A 21,688-nucleotide genomic window follows, 5' to 3' on the forward strand; every position below is an offset into this window, starting at 1 on the left:
CAGACGCAGGGCATCGAGCAGATCAACCAGGCGATCACGCAGATGGACCAGGTGACGCAGCAGAACGCGGCGCTGGTGGAAGAGGCGGCGGCTGCTGCCCAATCGCTGCAGGAGCAGGCCGGCAGCCTGTCGCAGGTCGTCGGCACCTTCAAGCTCGATGACGACGAACGGCCCGTCATGGTCCAGCCCAAGGCGCCGCAAGTGCAAGCGCGGCCTGTCGCCCACCCGATCCGGCCGACCCAGCCACCTCGGCGGGCCATTGCCGCGCCGCAACGCAAGCAATTGGCGGCGGCCACGGGCAGCCCAGCCGGCGGTGGAGACTGGGAGACCTTCTAATCCCGCGGCGTGTTCGCGCTATCTGCCACGATCGGCAGGCCAGACCTGCGGCTCCCGCATCATTGGTACTGGGCTGCCGTAATGAACTGGCCGAATGATTCGCACCAGACAACGACTGTGTTGTAGGCCGTCGGATCTGCGGATGCCGGCATCGGCACGATGAAATTCTCGAAGGTCTTCACGTCGCCCACGCGCAGCATCTTCGCCTTCAAGCGCAGGAAGTCGGCCTCGGTCTGCACGAACTCCGGCGCGAGGTAGAGCTTGTAGTCGGGCCCGGGCGCGATCCTGCCTTGCAGCGATACCGCGCTGCGGCTCACTGCCACCGTTCCTTCACCCCAGTGCAGGGCATCGCTGTCCGTCAGGTCGCGCCTGAACCGCCCGGTGAACTGCGCTTGCGCCGCCAGTGCCGTGACCTCGGCCTGCGCAGGCGCGGACGGCGCCGTGAGAATGGGCAAGACATAGATGCCCGCGCCGAAGGCCAGGGCCGCCACGACAGCGTGCGAGACGATGAGGATGAGGATCTTCTTCACGATGGAGGCAGACAATGCGCGAGGGCAAGGCTACAGCGCGCTCGCCTGTTTGGTGCTGACCTCTGGGTCGCCATCACGTCCCACTAAAACAGCGGAGACTTGAGTCCTCCCTATCTGCCGACGATCGTCAGTTCACGGTCGTTTGCAGTGACGTCGAAAAGCGAGAGCAGTTCCTGGCCGAGGAGGGCGTCCGTCGATTTGCGTCCCAGCGAGCCCACGACCACGGTGGCCTGCGGCACGCTGAAGGGCCCGAAGGTCATGGGCACGCGCTCGATGCGCCGCGCATCCATGACGGCGCCGGCCGTCTGCATGTGCGCAGGCGAGCCGCCGATCAGGTTCGCCCGTGCGGCGAAGTCCTCGCTGACGGCGACGCCGGCATTGACTATGGCGGCCTTGTCGATCACGAAGCGCACGGGAAAGCCGTTGACGGTACCGGGAACCCAGAAGCGGCCGTCCTGGCCCACAGGCACGGTGATCTGCCGAGAACCGTCGACGGCGATGCTCGTCGTCTTTGTCCTGGGTTGAGCGACTGTGTCGACCAGCACGCAGCCCTCGGGCCGTTGCTGCGCCGGGCGCGCGCCGGGCGGCACGTTCGTGTAGGTCTTGCCGCATTTGAAGACGGGCTCCGCGGCCGTGGCCGCAACCGGGTACGCGGCGACGGCAGCGAGGGCGATCGCTGCCTGTGCTCCGAGATAGCGCAGCGCCTGTTTGGATTTCGAATGCTTGGACATGGCCCGACCTCGTTTGCTGATCAACGGGCTCAGACGATGCTTCATCCGATAGCGGCGCAGCGTCATCCAAATTCCATGTCGGCCAGGCGGTTCGCCGGAAGCGATCGACGGTAGGGCTCCTACGCTGAGCCTGCTGCCTCAGTGATTTAACATAATATACATTGTATACCTCAAGCCCTCAGTCAGGCCGACCCAAGCCCGTCACCACTTGCCGTCGCCGGACCGCTTGGCTCGGACGGCCGTGCTCAACAGCCGGGCCGCCTCCGACCGATTGCCGCGCAGAGCGAAGTCGATCGCCGTCAGCCCTTGCTCGTTCTTCATCTGCGTATCGGCGCCTTCGTCCAACAGCAACTGAACGGCCGCGGTCGAGCCGTACATCGCGGCCATCATCAGCGGCGTGGTGCCATTCGGCGACTGCGCGTCGATGAAGGCATGGTTGTCGAGCAGCTGCTTCATGATGGCCACGTGGCCGTTGGTCGCCGCGTAATGCAGCGGCGCCCAGCCCGGCTTGTTGACGTCGGCGTCGCGCGCGATTAGCTGGGTCACCAGGTCCTGCTGGCCTTTGAGCGCGGCCATCATCAACGGGCTCTCGTCTTTGGCGTTGCGCAACTCCACATTGGTCTGGGGCGAATCCAGCAGAACCTGGATCACCTTCGGCGACGGCTCCCGCAGCGCGATCAGCAAACCCGTCTGGCCGTGCTCGTCGCGGGTGTTGGGGTCGAAGCCGCGGTTCAGCAGCTCCTTGATGGTCCCGGCGTTGTCGGTGCGAACGGCCCGGAAGAAGTCGTCGAATGATCCAGCGCTAGTAGAAAAAGAAGCAGCAAAAACAGATAGATATAATAGTTTTCTAATGTAATTTCTCATGCTTTTACGGCAGAAAACAGGGTTTCGAAGTTGTCACTGGTGGCCTGCGCGATGGTTTCCACCGGCAACCCGCGCAGCTCGGCGATCTGCTGCGCCACGAAGGGGACGTATGAGGGATTGTTGGTCTTCCCGCGATACGGCACGGGCGCGAGGTAAGGGCTGTCAGTCTCGATCAGCATGCGCTCGAGCGGCACGAAGGCTGCCACTTCGCGCAGTTCCTGCGCCTTCTTGAAGGTCAAGATACCAGAGAAGGAGATGTAAAAACCCAGGTCGAGCGCGGCGCGCGCGACCTCGGCGGTCTCGGTGAAGCAGTGGAACACGCCGCCCGCGGCTTGGGGCCTGCCGTCCTCGCCCTCCTCCTTCAGGATCGCCAGCGTGTCGGCCGAGGCGTCTCGGGTATGGATGACCAGTGGTTTGCGCACCTGTTGCGCTGCGCGGATGTGTACGCGGAAACGGTTGCGCTGCCATTCCATGTCGGCGATGCTGCGCCCGCCCTTGCGCTCTTCCATCTGGTAGTAGTCGAGGCCGGTCTCGCCGATGGCCACCACCTTGGGCAGTGCGGAACGCTGCACCAGGTCTTCCACCGAAGGCTCGGCAATGTTCTCGTTGTCCGGATGCACGCCTACGCTGGCCCAAAAGTTGTCATAACGCGCCGCCAGCGCCTGCACCTGGGCGAATTCTTCCAGTGTGGTGCAGATGCAGAGCGCACGATCCACACCCGCGGCTGCCATGGCGTCGCGGATCTGCGGCATCTGGCCGGCGAACTCGGGGAATGTCAGGTGGCAGTGGGAGTCTGTGAACATCGCGGAGCTTCAAGAAACGGCGGTGCAACCGCAGCGCCTGCGGTCCGCGTCACGGGGACGGGACTCAAATGGTCTGGGTCGGCCGGTCGGAGGCCATGGTGCCGCCTAGCGCCTCTTCGATGCGCGCCTTGAGCTGGCGCGACTTGTCGTCGGACGGAAAGCGGATGCCGACGCCCGGCGCCCGGTTGCCGGCGGCGCGGGCCGGGGTGATCCAGGCCACCTTGCCGGCCACCGGATAGCGCTGCGGATCTTCGGGCAGCGTGAGCAGCACGTAGACGTCGTCGCCCAGGCGGTACTCGCGCGAGGTCGGAATGAAGATGCCGCCTTCGGCGAATAGCGGGATGTACGCCGCGTACAGCGCGCCTTTTTCCTTGATGGCCAGCTGAATGACGCTGGGCCGGGCAGGTGCGGAGGGGGTGGGAGTTGCAGGTGTGTTCATGGGCGGCGGCCTGCCGAGTTTAGGGTGCTTCGCGCTTCGCTCACAAGCGCCTCGAGCATCAGGCCCGCATTGAAGGGGTGTTCTGCGGTTTTTGCAGCATTCGCGAGCGATTTCGACCATCGGGCCAACACGACTTTCGGCGGCACGGCCGGCAGGTCGGCAGCCTCGAAGAAGCGCGGTGCGGCGCCGCTGCCCATGGCCATGAGGTCATGGCACAGCTTCTGCAGCGCGCTGATGGCCTGGGCCGGCGCGTGGTCGGCCAGCGCAGCGACGTCGCCGCGCAGCATGGCCTTGGGCAGCAAGCCCCAGGCCTTGGGCGACTGGCCCGAAGCGGCCAGGCGCAATGCATCGCTCGGCCGTCCGCCGGCTGCGCGCAACAGGGCGGGCGCGTCGCCGGCCGGCACGCCCTGCTCCACCAGCCAGTTGCGCGCCTCGTCGTCTGCGGGCCAGGGCAAGGTGAAGCCGAGGCAGCGGCTGCGGATGGTGGGCAGCAGGTGCCAGGCGGCTTCGCTCGCCAGCACGAAGCGCACGTCGCCGACCGGCTCTTCCAGGGTCTTCAGCAAGGCGTTGGCCGTGATCGTGTTCATGCGCTCGGCCGGATAGACCAGCACCGCCTTGCCGCGCCCGCGCGCGCTGGTGCGCTGGGCGAAGCCGACCGCGTCGCGCATCGCCTCGACGCGGATCTCGCGGCTTGGCTTGCGTTTCTTGTCGTCGATGTCGGCCTGGCTTTTTTCGTCGAGCGGCCAGCCGAGTTCCTGCATCGCCACCTCGGGCATCAGCACGCAGAGATCGGCATGGGTGCGCACGGAAATCGAATGGCAGCTCGGGCAATGGCCGCAGGCGCCCTCGCCCTTCGCCGCGTCACGCTGCTCGCAGAGCCAGGCGGCTGCCAGCGCCAGACCGAGCTCGTACTGGCCCAGGCCCGAGGGTCCCTGCAGCAGCCAGGCATGGCCGCGCTGGCGCAGCAGTTCGGCCAGCGGCCGCTGCAACCAGGGCGACAGCGCGGGCGCGCTCATCGAGACCCCATCAGGCCGCGCGCGGCCAGGGCCGCCTCGATTTGCTGCCAGACCTGGTCGCGCGACTGGCCGGCATCGATGCGCACGAAGCGCGGCGCCGCGGCCGCTGCGCGCTGCGCATAGCCCGCGGCGACGCGGCGAAAGAACTCGGCCGGCTGCGACTCGAACTTGTCCGGCAGGCGCGCGCCGGCCAGCCGCTCGGCCGCCAGTTCGGGCGAGAGGTCGAACCACAGCGTGATGTCGGGCTGCAGCAGCGCGCCATCGTCAGGCCGGCCCTGCACCCACTGTTCGAGTGTGGACAGCACCGCGGCATCGAAGCCGCGCCCTGCGCCCTGGTAGGCGAAGGTGGCGTCGGTGAAGCGGTCGCACAGGACGACCTCGCCGTGCGCCAATGCAGGCGCGATCACGCGCTCGATGTGATCGCGCCGCGCCGCGAAGACCAGCAGCGACTCGGTCAGCGGATCCATCGGTTGCGTGAGGATCATCGTGCGCAGCGTTTCGGCGATCGGCGTACCGCCGGGCTCGCGCGTGCGCGTGACCTGCCGGCCCCGGGCCTTGAACAAAGCTTCGAGCGCATCGATGTGGCTCGATTTGCCGGCACCGTCGATGCCTTCGAGCGTCAGGAACAAACCCTTCATTGCCCGCTCCGTTGATAGCGGTTCACCGCACGGTTGTGCTCTTCGAGCGAGCTGCTGAAATGGCTCGAGCCATCGCCCTTGGAAACGAAGTACAGCGACCTGCTTTGCGCCGGCTGCACTGCCGCCAGCAGCGCCGCCTTGCCCGGCATCGCGATCGGGGTGGGCGGGAGGCCGGGCCGGGTGTAGGTGTTCCAGGGCGTGTCGGCCTGCAGATCCTTCTTGCGCAGGTTGCCGTCGAAGCGCGTGCCCATCCCGTAGATCACGGTCGGATCGGTCTGCAGCGGCATGCCGACGCGCAGGCGGTTGACGAACACGGCCGCAATCTGGGAGCGGTCCTGGGCTTTGCCCGTCTCCTTTTCGACAATGCTGGCCAGAATGAGCGCCTCATCGGCTGACCTGAGCGGAACATCGGAGGCCCGCGCGGCCCAGGCGGCATCGAGCTTCTTGTCCATGGCCCGCATCGCCCGCTGCAGCAGCGCGATGTCGGTGGAGCCCTTGGAGTAGGTGTAGGTGTCGGGGAAGAAGCGGCCCTCGGGATGCAGGCCCGGTTTGCCGAGCCTGGCCATCAGCTCCTCGTCCGAGAGGCCGAAGGTCTCGGGCTTCAACTGCTCGGCCTTGGCCAGCGCGCTGCGCACCTGGCGGAAGTTCCACCCCTCGACCAGGACCAGGCTGCGCGTGGCCTCTTCGCCGCGCACCAGCACGTTGAGCAGCGTGCGCGGCGTGATGCCGCGTTCCAGCTCGTAGCTGCCGGCGCGGATCTGGCGGTCCTGGCCCGAGAAGCGGAACCACCAATAAAGAAGTTGCGGCGATACGTCCGTGCCGGTATCGGCCACCGCCTGCGCAATGCCGCGCGGCGTGGTGCCGGGCTCAACCGAAAGATCGACGGTAGGTGCCGGCAGCTTGAGCGGCTGCTGCACCCACCACAGCCCCGCCGCGCCGGCGCCGAGCACGACGAAGGCGGAGAGAAGAAAAATGGTGAGGAAGAAGCGGCGCACGGGTCCGATGGAGAAGACGGAAGGGAAGAGACGCGGGTAGCCCTGCGGACTGAACGGGACGGGGCCGACCATGATAATTCAGCGATGACCTCAGTCGTTCTGAATGGCGTAACAGCCCTCTCCCACCTCGGCGTGATTCGCGCCGAGGGCCCCGAAGCCGCCAACTTCCTCAATGGCCAGCTGACCCAGGATTTCGCGCTGCTCGGCGCTTCCGAAGCGCGCCTGGCAGCGCTTTGCACGGCCAAGGGCCGAATGATCGCGAGCTTCATCGGCATCCGGCCCGAGCCCGAGCGCGTGCTGCTGGCCGTGAGCCGCGACATCCTTGCAGCCACCCTGAAGCGGCTCTCGATGTTCGTGCTGCGCGCCAAGGTCAAGCTCAGCGATGCCAGCGAGGAGTTCGCGCTCTACGGCTTGGCCGGGACTGCGCTGACCGCCAATGGCGCCGATGCCGGCGCGGTGCCGGGCCGTTGCAGCCGGATCGGCGACGCCCATGTGGTTTCGCTCTACCCGTCCGACGGCATTCCGCGCGCGTTCTGGATCGCGCCGGCCGGCAGCGCCGCGCCCGAGGGCCCTGCCCTCGACCCCGCGCTGTGGCAATGGAGCGAAGTCCGCAGCGGCATCGTGACCCTGAGCACGCCGATCGTCGAAGCCTTCGTGCCGCAGATGCTCAACTACGAATCGGTCGGCGGCGTGAACTTCAAGAAGGGCTGCTACCCGGGCCAGGAGGTGGTGGCGCGCAGCCAGTTCCGCGGCACGCTGAAGCGGCGCACCTACCTCGTGCAGGCCGATGCGCCGATCGCCGCGGGCCAGGAAGTCTTTGCCGTCAACGATCCGGAGCAGCCGGTCGGCACCGTGGCGCAGGCCGCGCCGGCGCCCGGCGGCGGGTCGGCCGCGCTGATCTCGATCCAGATCGCGGCGCTCGACGCGGGCGGTCTGCGCGCGGGTGCACCCGACGGCCCGGCGCTCACGGTCGAGCCCCTGCCCTACCCGTTGCTCGAAGACATCTGAGACCGAGGCCGCGTCAGCAGCAGCGCCCCTTGCCGCTGCCGTAGCGGGCCTGCTGCCGCTCGCGGAAGAAGGCCTCGTAGCTCATCGGGGCCTGCTCAGGATGCGTGCGTTCCATGTGGCTCAGGTAGGCGTCGTAGTCCGGCAGGCCCACCATCAGGCGCAGCGTGGCGCCGAGCGAGCGGGCGAGATAGCGTCCCGCTTCCGGCAAGGTGGCGCCCGCCGTTCTCATGAAGCCGCCGCCGGCGCCAGCGGCTCGAAGGGCGTCTCGCGCGCGGTCGGCTTGTTGGCCGCGCGCGCCGCAAGACAGGCGCGCACGCTGTAGAACAGCACGCTCAGCACGACGAAGATGAAGAGCGCGCACAAGCCGGCGTCGAGGCGGTCGTTGAAGACGATGCGCGCCATGGCCTCGGGCGATTTCGCCGGCGCGATCAGCACGCCCTGCGCCAGGCCGTCTGCGTACTTCGCGGCATGGGACAGGAAGCCGACCTTGGGGTCCGACGAGAAGATCTTCTGCCAGCCCGCGGTCAGCGTGCACACCAGAAGCCAGGCCGCCGGCGCGATCGCGACCCAGGCGTAGCGCTCGCGCTTCATGCGGAACAGCACGACCACGCCCAGCATCAGCGCCACCGCGGCCAGCATCTGGTTGGAGATGCCGAACAGCGGCCACAGCGTGTTGATGCCGCCCAGCGGATCGACCACGCCTTGGTAGAGGAAGTAGCCCCAGGCGCCGACGCAGAGGAAGGTCGCGATCAGGTTGGCGACCATCGAGTCGGTGCGCTTCAACGCCGGCACGAAGCTGCCCAGCAGGTCCTGCAGCATGAAGCGGCCGGCGCGCGTGCCCGCGTCCACCGCGGTCAGGATGAACAGCGCCTCGAACAGGATCGCGAAGTGATACCAGAAGGCCATCATGGTCGGCCCGCCGATGGCCTGGTGCAGGATGTGAGCCATGCCCACGGCAAGCGTCGGCGCGCCGCCGGCGCGGCCGAGGATGGTGCTCTCGCCCACGTCCTTCGCGGTCTGCATCAGCATCTCGGGCGTGATCACGAAGCCCCAGCTCGAGATGGTTTGGGCCACCGCCGCCGGCGTGCTGCCGACCAGCGCGGCCGGGCTGTTCATCGCGAAGTAGATGCCCGGCTCGATGCAGGCGGCGGCCACCAGCGCCATCACCGCGACGAAGGACTCGGCCAGCATGCCGCCGTAGCCGATGAAGCGCGCATGGCGCTCGTTGTCCAGCATCTTCGGCGTGGTGCCCGAGGAGATCAGCGCATGGAAGCCCGACACCGCGCCGCACGCGATGGTGATGAAGAGGAAGGGGAACAGGCTGCCCGACCAGACCGGGCCGTTGCCCTGCGCGAACTGCGTGATGGCAGGCATCTGCAGCGTCGGCGCGACGAACACGATGCCGATCGCCAGCGCGACGATGGTGCCGATCTTCAGGAAGGTCGAGAGGTAGTCGCGCGGCGCCAGCAGCAGCCACACCGGCAGGCTGGCGGCGATGAAGCCGTAGCCGATCAGCATCCAGGTCAGCGCCTTGCCGTCGAAGGTGAACATCGGCGCCCAGGTCGGGCTCTGCGCCACCGCCTGGCCGCCGAAGATCGCCAGCATCAGGAGCACGAAGCCGATCACCGAGATCTCGCCGATGCGCCCCGGCCGGATGTAGCGCAGGTACACGCCCATGAACACCGCGACCGGAATCGTGGCCGCCACCGTGAAGGTGCCCCAGGGCGACTCGGCCAGCGCCTTGACCACGATCAGCGCCAGCACCGCGAGGATGATGATCATGATCATGAAGGTGCCGAACAAGGCGATCAGGCCCGGCACCGTGCCCATCTCCTGCTTGATCAGGTCGCCGAGCGAGCGGCCGTCGCGCCGCGTCGAGATGAAGAGCACGATGAAGTCCTGCACCGCGCCGGCGAACACCACGCCGGCAAGGATCCACAGCAGCCCCGGCAGGTAGCCCATCTGCGCCGCCAGCACCGGCCCGACCAGCGGGCCGGCCCCCGCGATGGCCGCGAAGTGATGGCCGAACAGCACGTTCTTGTCGGTCGGCACGTAGTCGAGCCCGTCGTTGTGGCGATGTGCCGGCGTCTTGCGATTGCCGTCCAGACGGAGCACGCGGTCGGCGATGAAGAGGCTGTAGTAGCGGTACGCGATCAGGTAGGTGCAGATGGCGGCGATCACGACCCACAAGGCGCTGATCGCCTCGCCGCGGGCCAGTGCCACCGTGCCCAGCGCGAATGCGCCGATCACGGCCACGACGAGCCACACCAGGTGGCGGCGGATGCTGTGCATGCGGATGTCTCCTTGATTTGAACCCCGGGAGTTTGGCGAGCCTTGGCCGCGCCGGCATCCGTCACACCGCGCGATCAGGCCGCGTGGTGTTGCTTAATGGAAAACCCTAGACGCGCTGCGCGCTCAGCCGCCGCTGCCGAACTGGCGGGCGTGCTCCACGGCGTACTTGATCAGCTCGGCCTGCCCCTCGATGCCGAGCCGGCGCTTGATGCTCTGCCGATGCGCCTCGACCGTGCGCACGCTCAAGCCCAGGTCGCGCGCGATCTGCTTGCTCGACTCGCCGCGGCCCAGCGCCGAGAGGATCTCGCTCTCGCGCGGCGTGAGCAGCGGCTTGGGCGCCTGGTTGCGGAACAGCCGCTGCGAAACCGCCGGGCTCAGGAAGGTGCCGCCGGCCGACACCGCATCGATGGCGGCGACGATCTCGGCCGCCGGCGCGTCCTTCAGCACGTAGCCGCGTGCGCCGGCCTGCAGCGCCTGCTGCACGTACTCGGGGTTGTCGTACATGCTGAGCATCACCACGCGCACCGCGGGCTGCCTCTGCTGCAGCAAGGCTGCGAGTTCGATGCCGTTCATGTCCTTCATGCCGACATCGGCCAGCACCAGATCCGGCTGCAGGCGCTCGATCAGCGTCAAGGCTTCGGCGGCGCTGCCGGATTCGCCGACGATCTCGAGGCCCGGAAGCGGATCGAGGCGCGCGCGCAGGCCGTCGCGCACCAGCGGATGGTCGTCGACGAGGAACAGCCGAACCGCGGATGGCTTGGTCGTCGTCATGCGGCCTCCAGGCTGTGCACCGGCACATCGGCCACGATGGTCGTTCCGCCGTTGCCGGATCGCATTTCGAGCCGTCCGCCGACCGAGGCCACGCGCTCGCGCATGTTGCGCAGCCCGATGCCGCGCTTCGGGTCCAGCTGCATGGCCTCGACGTCGAAGCCGACGCCGTCGTCGGCCACGTCGAGCCGCACGCGATCGTCCGCGAAATCGAGCGCGATGCGCACCTGCCGCGCCTGCGCATGCTTGCGCACGTTGGTCAAGGCTTCCTGCGTCACGCGGAACAGCGCGGTTTTCACTTCCTCCGGCAGCTCTCGAGGCGAGCCCTCGACGGCGACTGCGGCATCGACTGCGCCCTCCTCGCCGAACTCGGCCGCAAGCCGCTCGAGCGCGGCCGGCAGGCCCAGCGTATCGAGCAAGGCCGGCCGCAGCCGATGCGAGATGCGCCGAACTTCCGAGAGCGACTCGTTGAGCCGCTGCAAGGCCTTGCCGAGCGCCGGCGGCGCATCCTGCCGCGCGCGCTCCAGCGCGTCGACGGCCGACTCGATCAGGAGCTTGGCCGACACCAGCGTCTGGCTGGTGCCGTCGTGCAGCTCGCGCGCGAGATGGCCGCGCTCTTCTTCCTGCGATTGCACGACCTGGCGCGCCAGGAGCCGCAGCTTGGCTTCGGCAACGCGGTGCTCGCTCAGGTTCAGCAGCAGGCCGGTGGCGCTCACCACGCCTAGGCACAGCGCGGCGATGCCGGCAATCCACAGCATGGTGGTGGTCACGTTGAGGCTCACCTGCCGGTCCAGCGTCTGCATCGTCGCCTGGATGTCGTCGAGGTAGAGGCCGGTGCCGACCATCCAGTCCCAGCGCGGCAGCGCGGTCACGTAGCCGAGCTTGGGCGCGGTCTGGGCGCTCGAGGGCTTGCGCCACTGGTACTCGACGTAGCCGCCGCCTTCGCGGGCCCGCGCGAGCAGGTCCTGGATCGTGAAGCGCCCCTGCGAATCGCGCAGCTCCCACAGGTTCCGGCCGACCAGGTCGGGCTGGCGCGAGTGCATGAGCGAGCGGCCCTGCAGGTCGTAGACGAAGAAATAGCCGTCGTCGCCGTAGTCGAGCGCGGCAAGCCGGCGCAGGGCCTCGGTGCGGGTCGCCTCGTCGTCCAGCCCGGCGTCGTATAGCGGCCGCACGGTGCTGACAGCCAGTTCGACATAGCTGCGCAATTCGCTGCGCCGCTGTGCCATGTAGGTCTGCTCGATCAGGGCGCGCTCACGCTGTGCCAGGTCGCGCTCCTGGTGGCGCACGGCGAGCGCCACCAGCACCAGCGCGACCAGGAGCGGCGCGACGGCCAGCGCGACGATCTTGGTGCGCAGGTTCATGGACAGGGCAAGCTACAGCGTGCGACGCATCTCGATGTGCGCGATGCCCGCCTCCTCGAAGGGCTCGCCGTGCGGCAGGTAGCCGAGGCGCGTGTAGAAGGCTTCGGCGCTGCGCTGCGCATGCAGTGCGACCTCGCGGTCGCCGCGCGCCTTGGCTGCGGCTTCGAGCGCGCGCAGCACGGCGGCGCCATGGCCGCCGCTGCGCAACGTGCGGTGCACGGCCATGCGGCCGATGCGGCTCAGCCCATCGGCGTCCGCGATCAGCCGTCCGGTCGCGATCACCTGTCCGAGGCGGTTGCGCGCCACGGCATGCACGGCGGTCTCGTCGTGCTCGTCCCACTCGAGCTCCTTGGGGATGCGCTGCTCCTCGATGAAGACGCTGCGGCGCACGGCGCCGGCGCCCTCGCCCAGCTGTGCCCAGCTGCCGGTCGCGACCTCGCGCACGGTTTCGCCGGCCTCGTAGGCGGTGAAAATTTCGCGCAGCAGCGGCGGTACCGGCTTGGAGGTCTGCGTGGCCGGATCGGCGAACACGTAGACCAGCTCGCAGCTCACCAGCAGCTCCTCGCCGCGGAACAGCCCGCCGTGGAACACGATCGACGAATTGCCCACGCGCACGCACTTCATCGCGACGTCGAGCAGGTCGTCCACGCGCGCCGAGGCGTTGAACTCGATCGTGGCCTTGCGCACGTAGAGATCGCCGCCGAGCGCGTGCATCGCCTCCTCGTAAGGCAAGGCCAGCGCGCGCCAGTAGTCGGCGATGGCGGTGTCGAAGTACATCAGGTAGTGCGCGTTGAAGACGATCTTCTGCATGTCAACTTCGGCCCAGCGCACGCGCAGGCGGTGGAAAAAGCGGAAGTCGGTCTTCTTGTGCTGTGTCTCTGTGGTCATGGCTGCAATGCTTCCTTCAATGCGCGGGCCGCGTCGGCGTGCGCCTGCAGCGCCTCTGGGATGGCGCGGCCCATTTTGACGAACTCGTGGATCACGCCGCGGTAGATCTCCAGCTCGACCGCCACGCCCGCGGCGCGCAGCTTGTCGGCATAGGCGATACCTTCGTCGACGACGGGGTCGCTTTCGGCCAGGCCGATCCAGGCCGGTGCGACGCCGTCGACGTCTTCGGCGTTGAGCGGTGCGAAGCGCCAGTCCTCACGCTCGGCCTGCGTGTTGAGATACTGGGCGAAGAACCAGCGGATGAGCGGCTCGTCGAGCAGCGGGCCGGCCGCGAAGCGCTGGTGCGACGCCGTGTCTTGGTGCGAAGTCGTGCCCGGGTAGAAAAGCATCTGCAAGGCGAGCGGCAATCCGGCATCGCGCGCGAGGATGGCGCATACCGCAGCCAGCGTGCCGCCGGCGCTGTCGCCGCCGACCGCGATGCGCGTGCCGTCGAGGCCCAGTTCGCCAGCCTGCTTCGCGACGAACTGCAGCGCGTCCCAGGCGTCGTTCGACGCCGTCGGGAACTTGTGCGCGGGCGCCAGCCGGTAGTCGAGCGAGATCACGGCGCAGCCGCTCTTCTGGCTCAGCACGCGGCACAGCGTGTCGTGGGTCGCAACGCTGCCGACCGTGAAGCCGCCGCCGTGAAAGAACAGCAGCAGCGGCAGCACGGCGCGCGAGGGCGCATAGAGCCGCGCCGGCAGCGCATGGCCGTCGCGCGCGGGAAGCTGGAAGTCCTCGATGCGTTCGAGTTGCGGCTTGGGCACTTCGAGCACGCCGGCGCCCTTCTCGTAGGCGGCCCGGGCCTCCGCGGGCGTCAAGGTGTGGAACGGCGCCTGATGGGCGCGCGCCATCCGTTCGACCACGCCGGCCATCTTGGGAGTCAGCGCTGGCGCAAGGGTTTGGCTCATGGGCAAGCGAGGCGGCAGTTGTTAAATTGGAAGGTCCGCATCGTACCGTCCACACCCCATGGCCCTCATCCAGTACCTCACCCAGATCCAATTCGAATTCGGCGCCGTCAAGCTGCTGGGCAGCGAGTGCGCGCGCATCGGCATCACGCGTCCGCTGGTCGTCACCGACGCCGGCGTGCGCGCGGCCGGCGTGCTGCAGAAGGCGCTCGATGCGCTCGGCGAGTTGCCGGTCGCTGTGTTCGACCAGACCCCGTCCAACCCCACCGAGGCCGCCGTGCGCGCCGCCGCCGCGATGTACCGCGAGGGACGCTGCGACGGCCTGATCGCCGTCGGCGGCGGCTCGGCCATCGACTGCGCCAAGGGCGTCGCGATCGCGGCCACGCACGAGGGCCCGCTCAAGACCTACGCCACCATCGAAGGCGGCTCGCCGAAGATCACCGAGCGCGTGGCACCGATCATCGCCGTGCCCACCACCAGCGGCACCGGCAGCGAGGTGGCGCGCGGCGCGATCGTGATCGTCGACGATCACCGCAAGCTCGGCTTCCACAGCTGGTCGCTGATGCCCAAGGCCGCGATCTGCGATCCCGAGCTCACGCTGGGCCTGCCGCCGAAGCTCACCGCCGCCACCGGCATGGACGCCATCGCGCACTGCATGGAGACCTTCATGTCGGCCGCCTTCAATCCGCCGGCCGACGGCATCGGCCTCGACGGGCTGCAGCGCGCCTGGGGCTACATCGAGCGCGCCACCAAGAACGGGAGCGACCGCGAGGCGCGCCTCAACATGATGAGCGCATCGATGCAGGGCGCGCTGGCCTTTCAGAAGGGGCTGGGCTGCGTGCATTCGCTGAGCCACAGCCTGGGCGGCATCGATCCGCGCCTGCACCACGGCACGCTCAACGCCCTCTTCCTGCCGGCCGTGATCCGCTTCAACGCGGGCGCGGAGTCGGTGCAGAAGGACCAGCGCCTGCAGCGCATGGCGCAGGCCATGAACCTCGATTCGGCCGGCGATCTCGGCGTCGCGATTCGCGACATGAACGCGCGCCTCGGACTGCCCAAGGGGCTGGCCGAGGTCGGCGTCACGCCCGCCATCTTCGAGCAGGTGATCGACGGCGCGCTGGCCGACCACTGCCACAAGACCAATCCGCGGCTCGCGACGCGCGAGGACTACCGCGAGATGCTCGAAGGGTCGATGTAGCCCGTCTGCGCGAGAAGCCAGGTGCGAAAGGCTTCCATCGCCGGGCTCGCGGCGCGCGACCTGAGCCGTGTGAGCCAGTAGCTCCCCGTCATCACCTCGGTCGCCAGCGGACGCACCAGCCGGCCCTCGCCCAGCTCGCGCTCGAACATCGAGGTCGGCGCCAGCGCGACGCCAGCGCCCTGCATCGCGGCCTCGACCATGAGTCGCGACGAGTCGAACACCGGCCCGCGGATCGCCGGGCAGGCCACGCCGGCCGCCGCGAACCAGCCGGGCCAGTCGTCGGGCCGGTAGGAGCGCAGCAGCGTTTCGTGCGCCAGATCCTGCGGCCGCGCGATGCGCGCCGCGATCGCCGGCATGCACAGCACCGCGAGCGGCGCCGCCAGCAGATGCTCGGACTGCAGGCCCTGCCACGTGCCATCGCCGAAGCGGATCGCGAAATCGAGCCCCTCGCCAGCCAGGTCGACCACGTTGTTGTGCGTCATCAGGCGCAGGTCGATGAAGGGGCAGCTCTGCTGGAACAGGCGCAGCCGCGGCAGCAGCCATCCCACCGCGAAGGTGCCCACCACGCCCACCGTCAGCACCTCGAAGAAATGGCCGTTGTCGAACTGCTGGACCACCGCCTCCATCCGCCCGAAGGCATCGGCCAGCACCGGCAGCAGCGCATGGCCTTCATCGCTGAGCGCGAGCCCGCGCGGCAGGCGCCGGAACAGCGGCGCGCCGAGCCGCGCCTCGAGGCCGCGCACCTGCTGGCTGACCGCCGCCTGCGTCACGTTCAGCTCGGCGGCGGCGAGCGTAAAGCTCAGGTGGCGGGCGGAGGATTCGAAGGCGCGCAGCGCGTTAAGGGGGAGATGGGTACGCGCCATAAGATTTTCTTGTGCGAGACAGCAAATACTATCGTTTGTGCCGGCGCCGCGTATGGCCGAAAGTCGCTCGCTTTCAGGAGCAACTCATGATTCATCGACGGCAATTCACAAGCACCCTTTTCGTCTCGCTGGCCGCCGCATCCTTCGGCATCCGGGCCGAAGGGGCCGGCGACCTTTCGAAGCAGCTGGCAGAGATCGAAAAAGCCAGCGGCGGCCGGCTCGGCGTCGGCGTGCTCGACACGGGCAACGGCCGGCGCGCCGGGCACCGCGAGGACGAGCGCTTCCCGCTGTGCAGCACCTTCAAGTTCCTGGCCGCTGCCTTGGTGCTGGCGCGCGTGGACCAGCGCAAGGAGCAGCTGGAGCGCCGCGTCGTCTACGGCCGGCGCGACCTGGTCACCCATTCGCCGGTGACGGAAAAACACGCCGACGGCACCGGCATGACGGTCGCGCAACTGTGCGAAGCGACGCTCACCCTGAGCGACAACACGGCCGCCAACCTGCTGCTCCACAGCTTCGGCGGGCCGAAGGGCCTGACCGCCTTCATGCGTTCGATCGGCGACACGAAGACGCGGCTCGACCGCTTCGAAACGGCGCTCAACGAGGCCCGGCCGGGCGATCTGCGCGACACCACCACGCCGGCCGCGATGAGCCGCAGCATGCAAAAGATTCTCTTGGGCGACATCCTCAGGCAGCCTTCGCGTGCGCAGTTGCTGCAATGGCTGGACGGCAACAAGACCGGGGACGAGCGCATCCGCGCCGGGCTTCCGGCGGACTGGAAGGTGGGCGACAGGACGGGCTCGGGCCAGAACGGCACGACCAACGACATCGCCATCCTGAGGCCGCCGGGGCGAGCGCCCATCCTGCTGTCGGTCTATCTCACGGAGACGACGGCGGCGCCGGCCGCGCGCAATGCGACGCTGGCCTCGGTAGCCACGGCCGTCGCCGGCTGGGCGTGATCAGTCGGCCTTCACGCCCGCCGTCTTGATCACGCGGGCCCACTTGGCCGTCTCCGCGTCGATGAAGGCATCGAACTCCTCGGGCGTGCTGCCGGCCGGGAAGGTGCCCATCGCGTCGAGCCTGGCGCGGGTCTCCTCGCTCTTGATGATCCGCGCCACCTCGTCCGACATGCGCTTGACGATCTCGCGCGGCGTGCCCGCGGGCGCCAGCATGCCGGCCCAGGTGCTGCCGGTGAAGCCCGCGAAGCCCTGTTCGATGAAGGTCGGCACATCGGGTACCGCGGGCAGCCGGCGCTCGCTGGCCACGCCGATCAGCCGCACCTTGCCGGCCTTGCCCTGGTTGATGAGCCCGGTCGGCGCATCGAAGAAAAGCTGGATCTGGCCGCCCATCAGGTCGGTCAGCGCCGGCACCGCGCCGCGGTACGGGATGTGGATCATGTAGGTCTTGGTCAGCGACTTCCACAGCTCGCTGGTCAGGTGCGCGGCCGAGCCGTTGCCCGAGGAGCCGAAGCTCACCTTGCCCGGGTTCGCACGCGCATAGTCGATCAGCTCCTTCGCGGTCTTGAAGGGCGCGTCGTTGTTGACTGCCGCGAGCAGCGGCGAGATGCCCATCAGCGAGACGCCGGTGAGGTCCTTTTTGGGGTCATAGGGCAGCTTCGGATAGAGCGTGGTGTTGGCCGCATAGGCCGCGATGACGACGCCGAAGGTACTGCCGTCGGGCGGCGCTTTCGCGATCGCATCGACGCCGATCAGGCTGTTGGCGCCCGGCTTGTTCTCGATCAGCACCGGCTGGCCCAGCCGTGCCGAAAGACCTGCCTGCACCAGCCGCGCCATCTGGTCGGTGAAACCGCCGGGCGTGTAGGGCACGATGATGCGAATCGGCTTGTTCGGCCAGGCGGCCTGCGCGAAAGAAGGCGCCGCGACCGAGGCCGCGGCCGCAGCGGACCACAGGTTGAAGGCGCGGCGGGACAAAGAGGCTTGCGGCATAGAGGGATCTCCGGTGGAGCGACGATTCTGGAAGGCCGCCAGGACAAGACCCCTCAGGGTTTGCCCTTCGCGCTAGCATGCACGCATGGCACACGACCACCATCACGACCACAGCGAGCTCGGTGAAATGGACCTGCGCGTGCGCGCGCTCGAAACCGTGTTGACGCAGAAGGGCTACATCGACCCGGCCGCGCTCGACGTGCTCATCGACACCTACCAGACGAAGGTCGGCCCCCGCAATGGCGCCCGCGTCGTCGCGAAAGCCTGGACCGATCCCGCCTTTCGCGACTGGCTGCTGAAGGACGCCACCGCGGCCATCGCCTCGCTGGGCTACACCGGCCGCCAGGGCGAGCACATGGTGGCTGTGGCCAACACCGATGCGCAGCACCACATGGTGGTCTGCACGCTGTGCAGCTGCTACCCCTGGCCGGTGCTGGGCCTGCCGCCCACCTGGTACAAGAGCGCCCCCTACCGCTCGCGCGCGGTGAAAGATCCGCGCGGCGTGCTGGCCGAGTTCGGCGTGAAGCTGCCCGCTTCGACCGCGATCCGCGTGTGGGACTCGACGGCCGAGGTGCGCTACCTCGTGATTCCGCAACGGCCGGCCGGCACAGAAGGCTGGAGCGAAGAGGCATTGGCCGATCTGGTGACGCGCGATTCGATGATCGGCACTGGCCTGGCCCGCAGCCCGGAGACCGCGCCATGAGCTACACCACGCATGCCGATCTCGGTGGCCGCGAGATGCCGGGAGCGATCGTGCCCGAGCCCGAGGACGAACTGTTCCATGCCGGCTGGGAGCCGCGCGCGCTGGCCCTGACGCTCGCGATGGGCGCCACCGGCTCCTGGAACATCGATGCCAGCCGCAGTGCGCGCGAAACCCTACCAACCTATGCGCGGCTGAGCTACTACCAGATCTGGCTGGCTGCGCTCGAGAAACTCATGGCCGAGCGCTCGCAGGTCCTGCCCGATGAAATCGCTGCCGGCCGCATGCTGCATGCGCCTGTGCCGATCCGTCGCGTGCTGCACGCCGCAGACGTGCCAGCCGCGCTCGCGAAGGGTTCCGCCACCGAGCGCGCGACGACTGCACCCGCGCGCTTCGCCGTCGGGCAGCGGGTGCGCACGCGCGCGGGACATGTCGAGCACCACACGCGGCTGCCCGGCTACGTGCAAGGCAAGCTCGGCACCATCGAACACCTGCACGGCATGCACGTGTTCGCCGATGCGCACGCGCAGGGCCTGGGCGAGCAGCCGCAGTGGCTCTATACGGTGGTCTTCGACGGTGCCGAGTTGTGGGGCGCCGGGGCCGAACCCGGGCTGCGCGTGTCGGTGGATGCCTGGGAAAGCTACCTGACGGAGGCGGCGTGACGACGTCGGACGCACCGCTGTTGCCCGGCATGCCCGCCGACGGCGCGGAGCCGGTGTTTCGCGAACCGTGGGAGGCGCACGCCTTTGCGCTGGCCGTCTCGCTGCACCAACGCGGGCTCTTCAGCTGGCCCGAATGGGCCGAGACACTGGCAGCGCAGATCGGCGCCGCGCAGGCGGCCGGGGATGCCGACCTCGGCGACACCTACTACCGTCATTGGCTCGCCGCGTTGGAGACGCTGGTGGCGCGCAAAGGCGCAAGCTCCGTCGATGAATTGACGCGCTACCGGCAGGCCTGGGACCGCGCGGCCGACCGCACGCCGCATGGGCGGGCGATCGAGCTGCACGAGGAGGATTTCGGCTGAGGGCTCAGCCCTTCTTGCCGCCGAACACGAGCAAGGCCCCGCCCACCACGATCGCGGCCACGCCGGCCCAGGCCGGGAAGTTGACGTCCTGCTTCTCCTTCACCGACAGCTCGATCGGCCCGATCTTGGCCTGATGGGTTTCCTTGGTGAAGCTGAAACCGCCCAGACCGAGAGCGGCGATGCCGGCAACGATCAGGATGATGCCGACGATGCGGGTTGCGTTCATGGGGTCCTCCGAAATTGATTCAAGCCCGACTGTAGCCGGCCTCAAAGCGGCAGAACCGCTCCAGCGTCGCCGCGTTCCAGCCACTCGGCCAGTTCGTCCGCCAGCCGGCGCGCCTCCTGCGCCGCGGTGCTCCAGGCCTTCATGCGCGCCGGCGCATCCTTGCCGTAGCGCACGAAGTCGTTGCGATCCGGCAGCTTGCCGTTCGGCAGGCCGCGCACCCATGCCGGGTCCGGCGCCAGCACCACCGTGCGGTCCAGAAAATGCGTGGGCTTGTGGCGCCACCTGAGTCCCTTGTCGAGCCAGCCCGGCACCACCGCCTTCTGGAAGTGCGGATACAGCACGACGCCGTCGGTGTTGGCGTAGTCCAGGTGCAGGTGGTAGTCGGTGATGCCGCCGTCCCAGTAAGCGCCGGGCGGCGCGCCGGGAATGTCGTGCACCGCCTCCAGCATGAAGGGGATCGAGCACGAGGCCTGCAGCGCGAGCTCGAAGTTGGCTTCGGTGAGCTCGACCTGCCGCGTGCGGAAGTCCAGCGTGCCGAAAGGCAGCGCCGCACCGGCGCTGGAGAACACCACGCGCTCGAGCCAGGCGCCCAGGCTCTTGCGGTGCACGCTGTTGGTGATGAAGGCCCCCAGGTAGCCGACCGGCGTGCGTGCCCTGCCCTCGCGCCCGAGGATGTGGCGCCCGCGCGAGGTGATCACATGCAGCCGGTAGCGCGAATGGCGCAGCACCTCGGACGCGCGGCCGCCGTAGAAGTCGCGCAGCCCTTCGCCGAACTGCGCACTGACCTGCTTCGCCGTCATGCGCTTCTGGCCCGGCGGCACGTCGAAGTGCTGATGGATGTAGCCGTGTTCGAACTGCTCGAAGGCAGTCTTCGGATCGTCGAGGCAAGCATTGGCGAGCCGCCAGGCGCCGATCGAGGCTCCGACCAGGTCGATGGGCTGCGTCGACTGCGGCAGCCATTCGCCGAAAAGGAAGCGGTCGATGGGCCCGAGGATCAGGCCCTTGGGGCCGCCGGCCGCGCCCGGCACCGTGCGCACGTGCGAGGGCGCGAGCCCGTGCGCGGCGATGTGCTCGCGCGCCGCGGGGCCTGCGTAGATACGCAGCGCCTTCATCGCTTGCCGACCAGCACGCCGAGGCCCAGCGCCTGCAGCAGCCAGCCGATGCCCAGCCCGCCGGCCAGCGTCGCGCCGACCACGGCGATCAGCCCCCACGGGCCGGCATGCGACACCGCGAAGGCCGTGAAGCCCGTGCTCCTGCACACCTCCAGCATCGCGACATTGGCCACGTAGATGGCGAAGGTGTTGCGGCCCACGAATGCGATCGTTCGGCCCAGGATCGCCGGTCGCCGCGGTTCCGCGCGATCGGCAGCGACCGCGCTCATCAACAGAAGCAAGGACGCGATCGTCACCGTGACGGACAGGTAGGCCGAGTGCTCGGTGAAGAGCCTGCTCTCGAGCGGCGCGGCCAAAAGCAGCAGCACGGCGACGAGGCCCAGGCCCGGCTTGCGGCCGAACTCGCCGCGCGCCAGCGCGATCCCCATGGCCACGTAGGGAATCCAGTAGATGAAGAGCCGGTCGCCGACGGCCGAGATCCACCGGTGCTCGAAAAGCCAATAGCACGCGGCGACATTCAGCGCGACGCCGGCGGCGATGACCGGCAGCGTCGGTGCCTCCGCCACCCAGCGACGCAACAGCGGGAAGAGCAGCGTGAGCTGGAACAGGATCACGAAGTAGTACTGCCCCGACCACCCGTAGCCGCCGAACCAGCCGCCGACGATGGTATGCAGCGGCGTGGCGTCCCACCGGCCTTGGTAGAACTTCTCGATGTAGAGCAAGGTCCAGGCGATGTAGGCGACGCCCAGCTCGACCAGCCGTTGCCCGAGGTAGGCGAAGTGCGTCTCGGAACTCCGTCGCGCGAGCGCTTTCTCGAGGTAGTAGGCCCACAGGCCGATGAATACCGGCACGCCGAAGCGGTACACGTCCTCGAAAGGCAGGCCTGCATGGATGCAGACCACGCCGACGATGGCGGCCGCCTTCAGGTAGTCGGCATGCAGGTCGCGCGTGCCGACGGCGGCCTGCGCATCGGCGCTGCGATCGGCGGTGTTGCGAAACTCAGCCATGC

At 68.5% G+C, this 21,688-nt stretch carries 25 protein-coding genes and 1 pseudogene; 7 read left to right on the forward strand and 19 right to left on the reverse strand.

Annotated features, from left to right (window positions below):
* Positions 1-336: pseudogene (locus AC3A6B_RS05330) on the forward strand (methyl-accepting chemotaxis protein); the annotation flags it as partial.
* A 59-nt stretch (positions 337-395) separates the two neighbouring features.
* On the opposite strand, the gene AC3A6B_RS05335 reads toward AC3A6B_RS05330, so the two are convergent.
* From AC3A6B_RS05335 to mltG, 8 genes are all read right to left on the reverse strand, one after another.
* Positions 396-866, reverse strand: a complete 471-nt coding sequence (locus AC3A6B_RS05335; RefSeq protein WP_487835726.1) for a DM13 domain-containing protein — start codon at positions 864-866, stop codon at positions 396-398.
* Positions 867-976: 110 nt separating this feature from the next.
* On the reverse strand, positions 977-1,663 hold the full coding sequence (locus AC3A6B_RS05340; RefSeq protein WP_487835727.1) for a retropepsin-like aspartic protease family protein: 687 nt from the start codon (positions 1,661-1,663) through the stop codon (positions 977-979).
* A gap of 135 nt (positions 1,664-1,798) precedes the next feature.
* Positions 1,799-2,461 carry an ankyrin repeat domain-containing protein gene (locus tag AC3A6B_RS05345; RefSeq protein WP_487835728.1) on the reverse strand — a complete coding sequence of 221 codons (663 nt, stop codon included), beginning with the start codon at positions 2,459-2,461 and terminating at the stop codon, positions 1,799-1,801.
* Entirely contained in the window at positions 2,458-3,264 is an 807-nt protein-coding gene (locus AC3A6B_RS05350) for a TatD family hydrolase (protein WP_487835729.1), read from the reverse strand. Before AC3A6B_RS05350 ends, AC3A6B_RS05345 begins: the two co-directional genes overlap by 4 nt.
* Before the next feature lie 64 nt (positions 3,265-3,328).
* A complete protein-coding gene (locus AC3A6B_RS05355; protein WP_487835730.1) occupies positions 3,329-3,703 on the reverse strand; it encodes a PilZ domain-containing protein in 375 nt (124 codons plus the stop codon).
* Entirely contained in the window at positions 3,700-4,719 is a 1,020-nt protein-coding gene (locus AC3A6B_RS05360) for a DNA polymerase III subunit delta' (protein ID WP_487835731.1), read from the reverse strand. Before AC3A6B_RS05360 ends, AC3A6B_RS05355 begins: the two co-directional genes overlap by 4 nt.
* Positions 4,716-5,357, reverse strand: a complete 642-nt coding sequence (gene tmk / locus AC3A6B_RS05365; protein ID WP_487835732.1) for a dTMP kinase — start codon at positions 5,355-5,357, stop codon at positions 4,716-4,718. The genes AC3A6B_RS05360 and tmk overlap by 4 nt, the downstream gene beginning before the upstream one ends.
* The gene (gene mltG / locus AC3A6B_RS05370) at positions 5,354-6,352 is read right to left on the reverse strand and encodes an endolytic transglycosylase MltG (protein WP_487836127.1); all 999 of its coding nucleotides are present in this window, start codon (positions 6,350-6,352) and stop codon (positions 5,354-5,356) included. Before mltG ends, tmk begins: the two co-directional genes overlap by 4 nt.
* Positions 6,353-6,436: 84 nt before the next feature.
* Here mltG and ygfZ point away from each other — a divergent pair, with 84 nt between their 5' ends.
* The gene (gene ygfZ, locus AC3A6B_RS05375) at positions 6,437-7,360 is read left to right on the forward strand and encodes a CAF17-like 4Fe-4S cluster assembly/insertion protein YgfZ (RefSeq protein ID WP_487835733.1); all 924 of its coding nucleotides are present in this window, start codon (positions 6,437-6,439) and stop codon (positions 7,358-7,360) included.
* A 13-nt stretch (positions 7,361-7,373) separates the two neighbouring features.
* Here ygfZ and AC3A6B_RS05380 read toward each other — a convergent pair whose 3' ends face one another.
* The 6 genes from AC3A6B_RS05380 to AC3A6B_RS05405 form a co-directional block, all read right to left on the reverse strand.
* On the reverse strand, positions 7,374-7,589 hold the full coding sequence (locus tag AC3A6B_RS05380) for a YbdD/YjiX family protein (protein WP_214694015.1): 216 nt from the start codon (positions 7,587-7,589) through the stop codon (positions 7,374-7,376).
* A complete protein-coding gene (locus AC3A6B_RS05385) occupies positions 7,586-9,652 on the reverse strand; it encodes a carbon starvation CstA family protein (RefSeq protein ID WP_487835734.1) in 2,067 nt (688 codons plus the stop codon). The genes AC3A6B_RS05380 and AC3A6B_RS05385 overlap by 4 nt, the downstream gene beginning before the upstream one ends.
* A 123-nt stretch (positions 9,653-9,775) precedes the next feature.
* Positions 9,776-10,423, reverse strand: coding sequence for a response regulator transcription factor (locus tag AC3A6B_RS05390; protein WP_487835735.1), 648 nt, complete (start codon positions 10,421-10,423; stop codon positions 9,776-9,778).
* A complete protein-coding gene (locus AC3A6B_RS05395) occupies positions 10,420-11,781 on the reverse strand; it encodes a cache domain-containing protein (RefSeq protein WP_487835736.1) in 1,362 nt (453 codons plus the stop codon). Before AC3A6B_RS05395 ends, AC3A6B_RS05390 begins: the two co-directional genes overlap by 4 nt.
* Before the next feature lie 12 nt (positions 11,782-11,793).
* Positions 11,794-12,669, reverse strand: coding sequence for a YbgC/FadM family acyl-CoA thioesterase (locus AC3A6B_RS05400; protein ID WP_487835737.1), 876 nt, complete (start codon positions 12,667-12,669; stop codon positions 11,794-11,796).
* Positions 12,666-13,616: an alpha/beta hydrolase gene (locus AC3A6B_RS05405; RefSeq protein WP_487835738.1), complete on the reverse strand. Its 951-nt coding sequence runs from the start codon at positions 13,614-13,616 to the stop codon at positions 12,666-12,668. The genes AC3A6B_RS05400 and AC3A6B_RS05405 overlap by 4 nt, the downstream gene beginning before the upstream one ends.
* A gap of 58 nt (positions 13,617-13,674) precedes the next feature.
* On the opposite strand from AC3A6B_RS05405, the gene AC3A6B_RS05410 reads away from it, so the two are divergent.
* Positions 13,675-14,811: an iron-containing alcohol dehydrogenase gene (locus AC3A6B_RS05410; RefSeq protein ID WP_487835739.1), complete on the forward strand. Its 1,137-nt coding sequence runs from the start codon at positions 13,675-13,677 to the stop codon at positions 14,809-14,811.
* Here the strand turns inward: AC3A6B_RS05410 and AC3A6B_RS05415 are convergent.
* Positions 14,781-15,674: a LysR family transcriptional regulator gene (locus AC3A6B_RS05415; protein WP_487835740.1), complete on the reverse strand. Its 894-nt coding sequence runs from the start codon at positions 15,672-15,674 to the stop codon at positions 14,781-14,783. The two genes, AC3A6B_RS05410 and AC3A6B_RS05415, sit on opposite strands and share 31 nt — an antisense overlap.
* 86 nt (positions 15,675-15,760) lie before the next feature.
* Here AC3A6B_RS05415 and bla point away from each other — a divergent pair, with 86 nt between their 5' ends.
* Positions 15,761-16,630, forward strand: a complete 870-nt coding sequence (gene bla, locus AC3A6B_RS05420) for a class A beta-lactamase (protein WP_487835741.1) — start codon at positions 15,761-15,763, stop codon at positions 16,628-16,630.
* Here bla and AC3A6B_RS05425 read toward each other — a convergent pair whose 3' ends face one another.
* On the reverse strand, positions 16,631-17,617 hold the full coding sequence (locus AC3A6B_RS05425) for a tripartite tricarboxylate transporter substrate binding protein (protein WP_487835742.1): 987 nt from the start codon (positions 17,615-17,617) through the stop codon (positions 16,631-16,633).
* 85 nt (positions 17,618-17,702) lie between these two features.
* On the opposite strand from AC3A6B_RS05425, the gene nthA reads away from it, so the two are divergent.
* From nthA to AC3A6B_RS05440, 3 genes are read left to right on the forward strand one after another with little or no spacing between them, the layout of a single operon-like run.
* Positions 17,703-18,320, forward strand: coding sequence for a nitrile hydratase subunit alpha (nthA, locus tag AC3A6B_RS05430; protein WP_487835743.1), 618 nt, complete (start codon positions 17,703-17,705; stop codon positions 18,318-18,320).
* The gene (nthB, locus tag AC3A6B_RS05435; RefSeq protein WP_487835744.1) at positions 18,317-18,979 is read left to right on the forward strand and encodes a nitrile hydratase subunit beta; all 663 of its coding nucleotides are present in this window, start codon (positions 18,317-18,319) and stop codon (positions 18,977-18,979) included. The genes nthA and nthB overlap by 4 nt, the downstream gene beginning before the upstream one ends.
* 29 nt (positions 18,980-19,008) lie before the next feature.
* On the forward strand, positions 19,009-19,341 hold the full coding sequence (locus AC3A6B_RS05440) for a nitrile hydratase accessory protein (RefSeq protein ID WP_487836128.1): 333 nt from the start codon (positions 19,009-19,011) through the stop codon (positions 19,339-19,341).
* Between the two features lie 4 nt (positions 19,342-19,345).
* Here AC3A6B_RS05440 and AC3A6B_RS05445 read toward each other — a convergent pair whose 3' ends face one another.
* The 3 genes from AC3A6B_RS05445 to AC3A6B_RS05455 are packed head-to-tail and all read right to left on the reverse strand — an operon-like array spanning position 19,346 to position 21,686.
* The gene (locus AC3A6B_RS05445) at positions 19,346-19,567 is read right to left on the reverse strand and encodes a hypothetical protein (RefSeq protein WP_126835295.1); all 222 of its coding nucleotides are present in this window, start codon (positions 19,565-19,567) and stop codon (positions 19,346-19,348) included.
* A 41-nt stretch (positions 19,568-19,608) separates the two neighbouring features.
* Positions 19,609-20,679, reverse strand: a complete 1,071-nt coding sequence (locus AC3A6B_RS05450) for a patatin-like phospholipase domain-containing protein (RefSeq protein WP_487835745.1) — start codon at positions 20,677-20,679, stop codon at positions 19,609-19,611.
* Positions 20,676-21,686 (reverse strand): acyltransferase, encoded by a 1,011-nt coding sequence (locus tag AC3A6B_RS05455; RefSeq protein WP_487835746.1) that lies wholly within the window; start codon positions 21,684-21,686, stop codon positions 20,676-20,678. The genes AC3A6B_RS05450 and AC3A6B_RS05455 overlap by 4 nt, the downstream gene beginning before the upstream one ends.
* Positions 21,687-21,688: the final 2 nt, after the last annotated feature.

The sequence above is a fragment of the Variovorax sp. Soil_C_33 genome (assembly GCF_057656935.1).

What these genes read in the sequence shown, in the direction of transcription:
- nthB (WP_487835744.1), top strand. Translation starts at nt 18,317, where the DNA reads ATGAGCTACACCACGCATGCCGATCTCGGTGGCCGCGAGATGCCGGGA.
- AC3A6B_RS05360 (WP_487835731.1), bottom strand. Translation starts at nt 4,719, where the DNA reads ATGAGCGCGCCCGCGCTGTCGCCCTGGTTGCAGCGGCCGCTGGCCGAA.
- AC3A6B_RS05415 (WP_487835740.1), bottom strand. Translation starts at nt 15,674, where the DNA reads ATGGCGCGTACCCATCTCCCCCTTAACGCGCTGCGCGCCTTCGAATCC.
- AC3A6B_RS05440 (WP_487836128.1), top strand. Translation starts at nt 19,009, where the DNA reads ATGCCCGCCGACGGCGCGGAGCCGGTGTTTCGCGAACCGTGGGAGGCG.
- AC3A6B_RS05355 (WP_487835730.1), bottom strand. Translation starts at nt 3,703, where the DNA reads ATGAACACACCTGCAACTCCCACCCCCTCCGCACCTGCCCGGCCCAGC.
- AC3A6B_RS05340 (WP_487835727.1), bottom strand. Translation starts at nt 1,663, where the DNA reads ATGACGCTGCGCCGCTATCGGATGAAGCATCGTCTGAGCCCGTTGATC.
- AC3A6B_RS05380 (WP_214694015.1), bottom strand. Translation starts at nt 7,589, where the DNA reads ATGAGAACGGCGGGCGCCACCTTGCCGGAAGCGGGACGCTATCTCGCC.
- AC3A6B_RS05350 (WP_487835729.1), bottom strand. Translation starts at nt 3,264, where the DNA reads ATGTTCACAGACTCCCACTGCCACCTGACATTCCCCGAGTTCGCCGGC.
- AC3A6B_RS05345 (WP_487835728.1), bottom strand. Translation starts at nt 2,461, where the DNA reads ATGAGAAATTACATTAGAAAACTATTATATCTATCTGTTTTTGCTGCT.
- AC3A6B_RS05390 (WP_487835735.1), bottom strand. Translation starts at nt 10,423, where the DNA reads ATGACGACGACCAAGCCATCCGCGGTTCGGCTGTTCCTCGTCGACGAC.
- AC3A6B_RS05445 (WP_126835295.1), bottom strand. Translation starts at nt 19,567, where the DNA reads ATGAACGCAACCCGCATCGTCGGCATCATCCTGATCGTTGCCGGCATC.
- AC3A6B_RS05400 (WP_487835737.1), bottom strand. Translation starts at nt 12,669, where the DNA reads ATGACCACAGAGACACAGCACAAGAAGACCGACTTCCGCTTTTTCCAC.
- tmk (WP_487835732.1), bottom strand. Translation starts at nt 5,357, where the DNA reads ATGAAGGGTTTGTTCCTGACGCTCGAAGGCATCGACGGTGCCGGCAAA.
- AC3A6B_RS05395 (WP_487835736.1), bottom strand. Translation starts at nt 11,781, where the DNA reads ATGAACCTGCGCACCAAGATCGTCGCGCTGGCCGTCGCGCCGCTCCTG.
- bla (WP_487835741.1), top strand. Translation starts at nt 15,761, where the DNA reads ATGATTCATCGACGGCAATTCACAAGCACCCTTTTCGTCTCGCTGGCC.
- nthA (WP_487835743.1), top strand. Translation starts at nt 17,703, where the DNA reads ATGGCACACGACCACCATCACGACCACAGCGAGCTCGGTGAAATGGAC.
- AC3A6B_RS05455 (WP_487835746.1), bottom strand. Translation starts at nt 21,686, where the DNA reads ATGGCTGAGTTTCGCAACACCGCCGATCGCAGCGCCGATGCGCAGGCC.
- AC3A6B_RS05450 (WP_487835745.1), bottom strand. Translation starts at nt 20,679, where the DNA reads ATGAAGGCGCTGCGTATCTACGCAGGCCCCGCGGCGCGCGAGCACATC.
- AC3A6B_RS05425 (WP_487835742.1), bottom strand. Translation starts at nt 17,617, where the DNA reads ATGCCGCAAGCCTCTTTGTCCCGCCGCGCCTTCAACCTGTGGTCCGCT.
- AC3A6B_RS05385 (WP_487835734.1), bottom strand. Translation starts at nt 9,652, where the DNA reads ATGCACAGCATCCGCCGCCACCTGGTGTGGCTCGTCGTGGCCGTGATC.
- ygfZ (WP_487835733.1), top strand. Translation starts at nt 6,437, where the DNA reads ATGACCTCAGTCGTTCTGAATGGCGTAACAGCCCTCTCCCACCTCGGC.
- AC3A6B_RS05405 (WP_487835738.1), bottom strand. Translation starts at nt 13,616, where the DNA reads ATGAGCCAAACCCTTGCGCCAGCGCTGACTCCCAAGATGGCCGGCGTG.
- AC3A6B_RS05410 (WP_487835739.1), top strand. Translation starts at nt 13,675, where the DNA reads ATGGCCCTCATCCAGTACCTCACCCAGATCCAATTCGAATTCGGCGCC.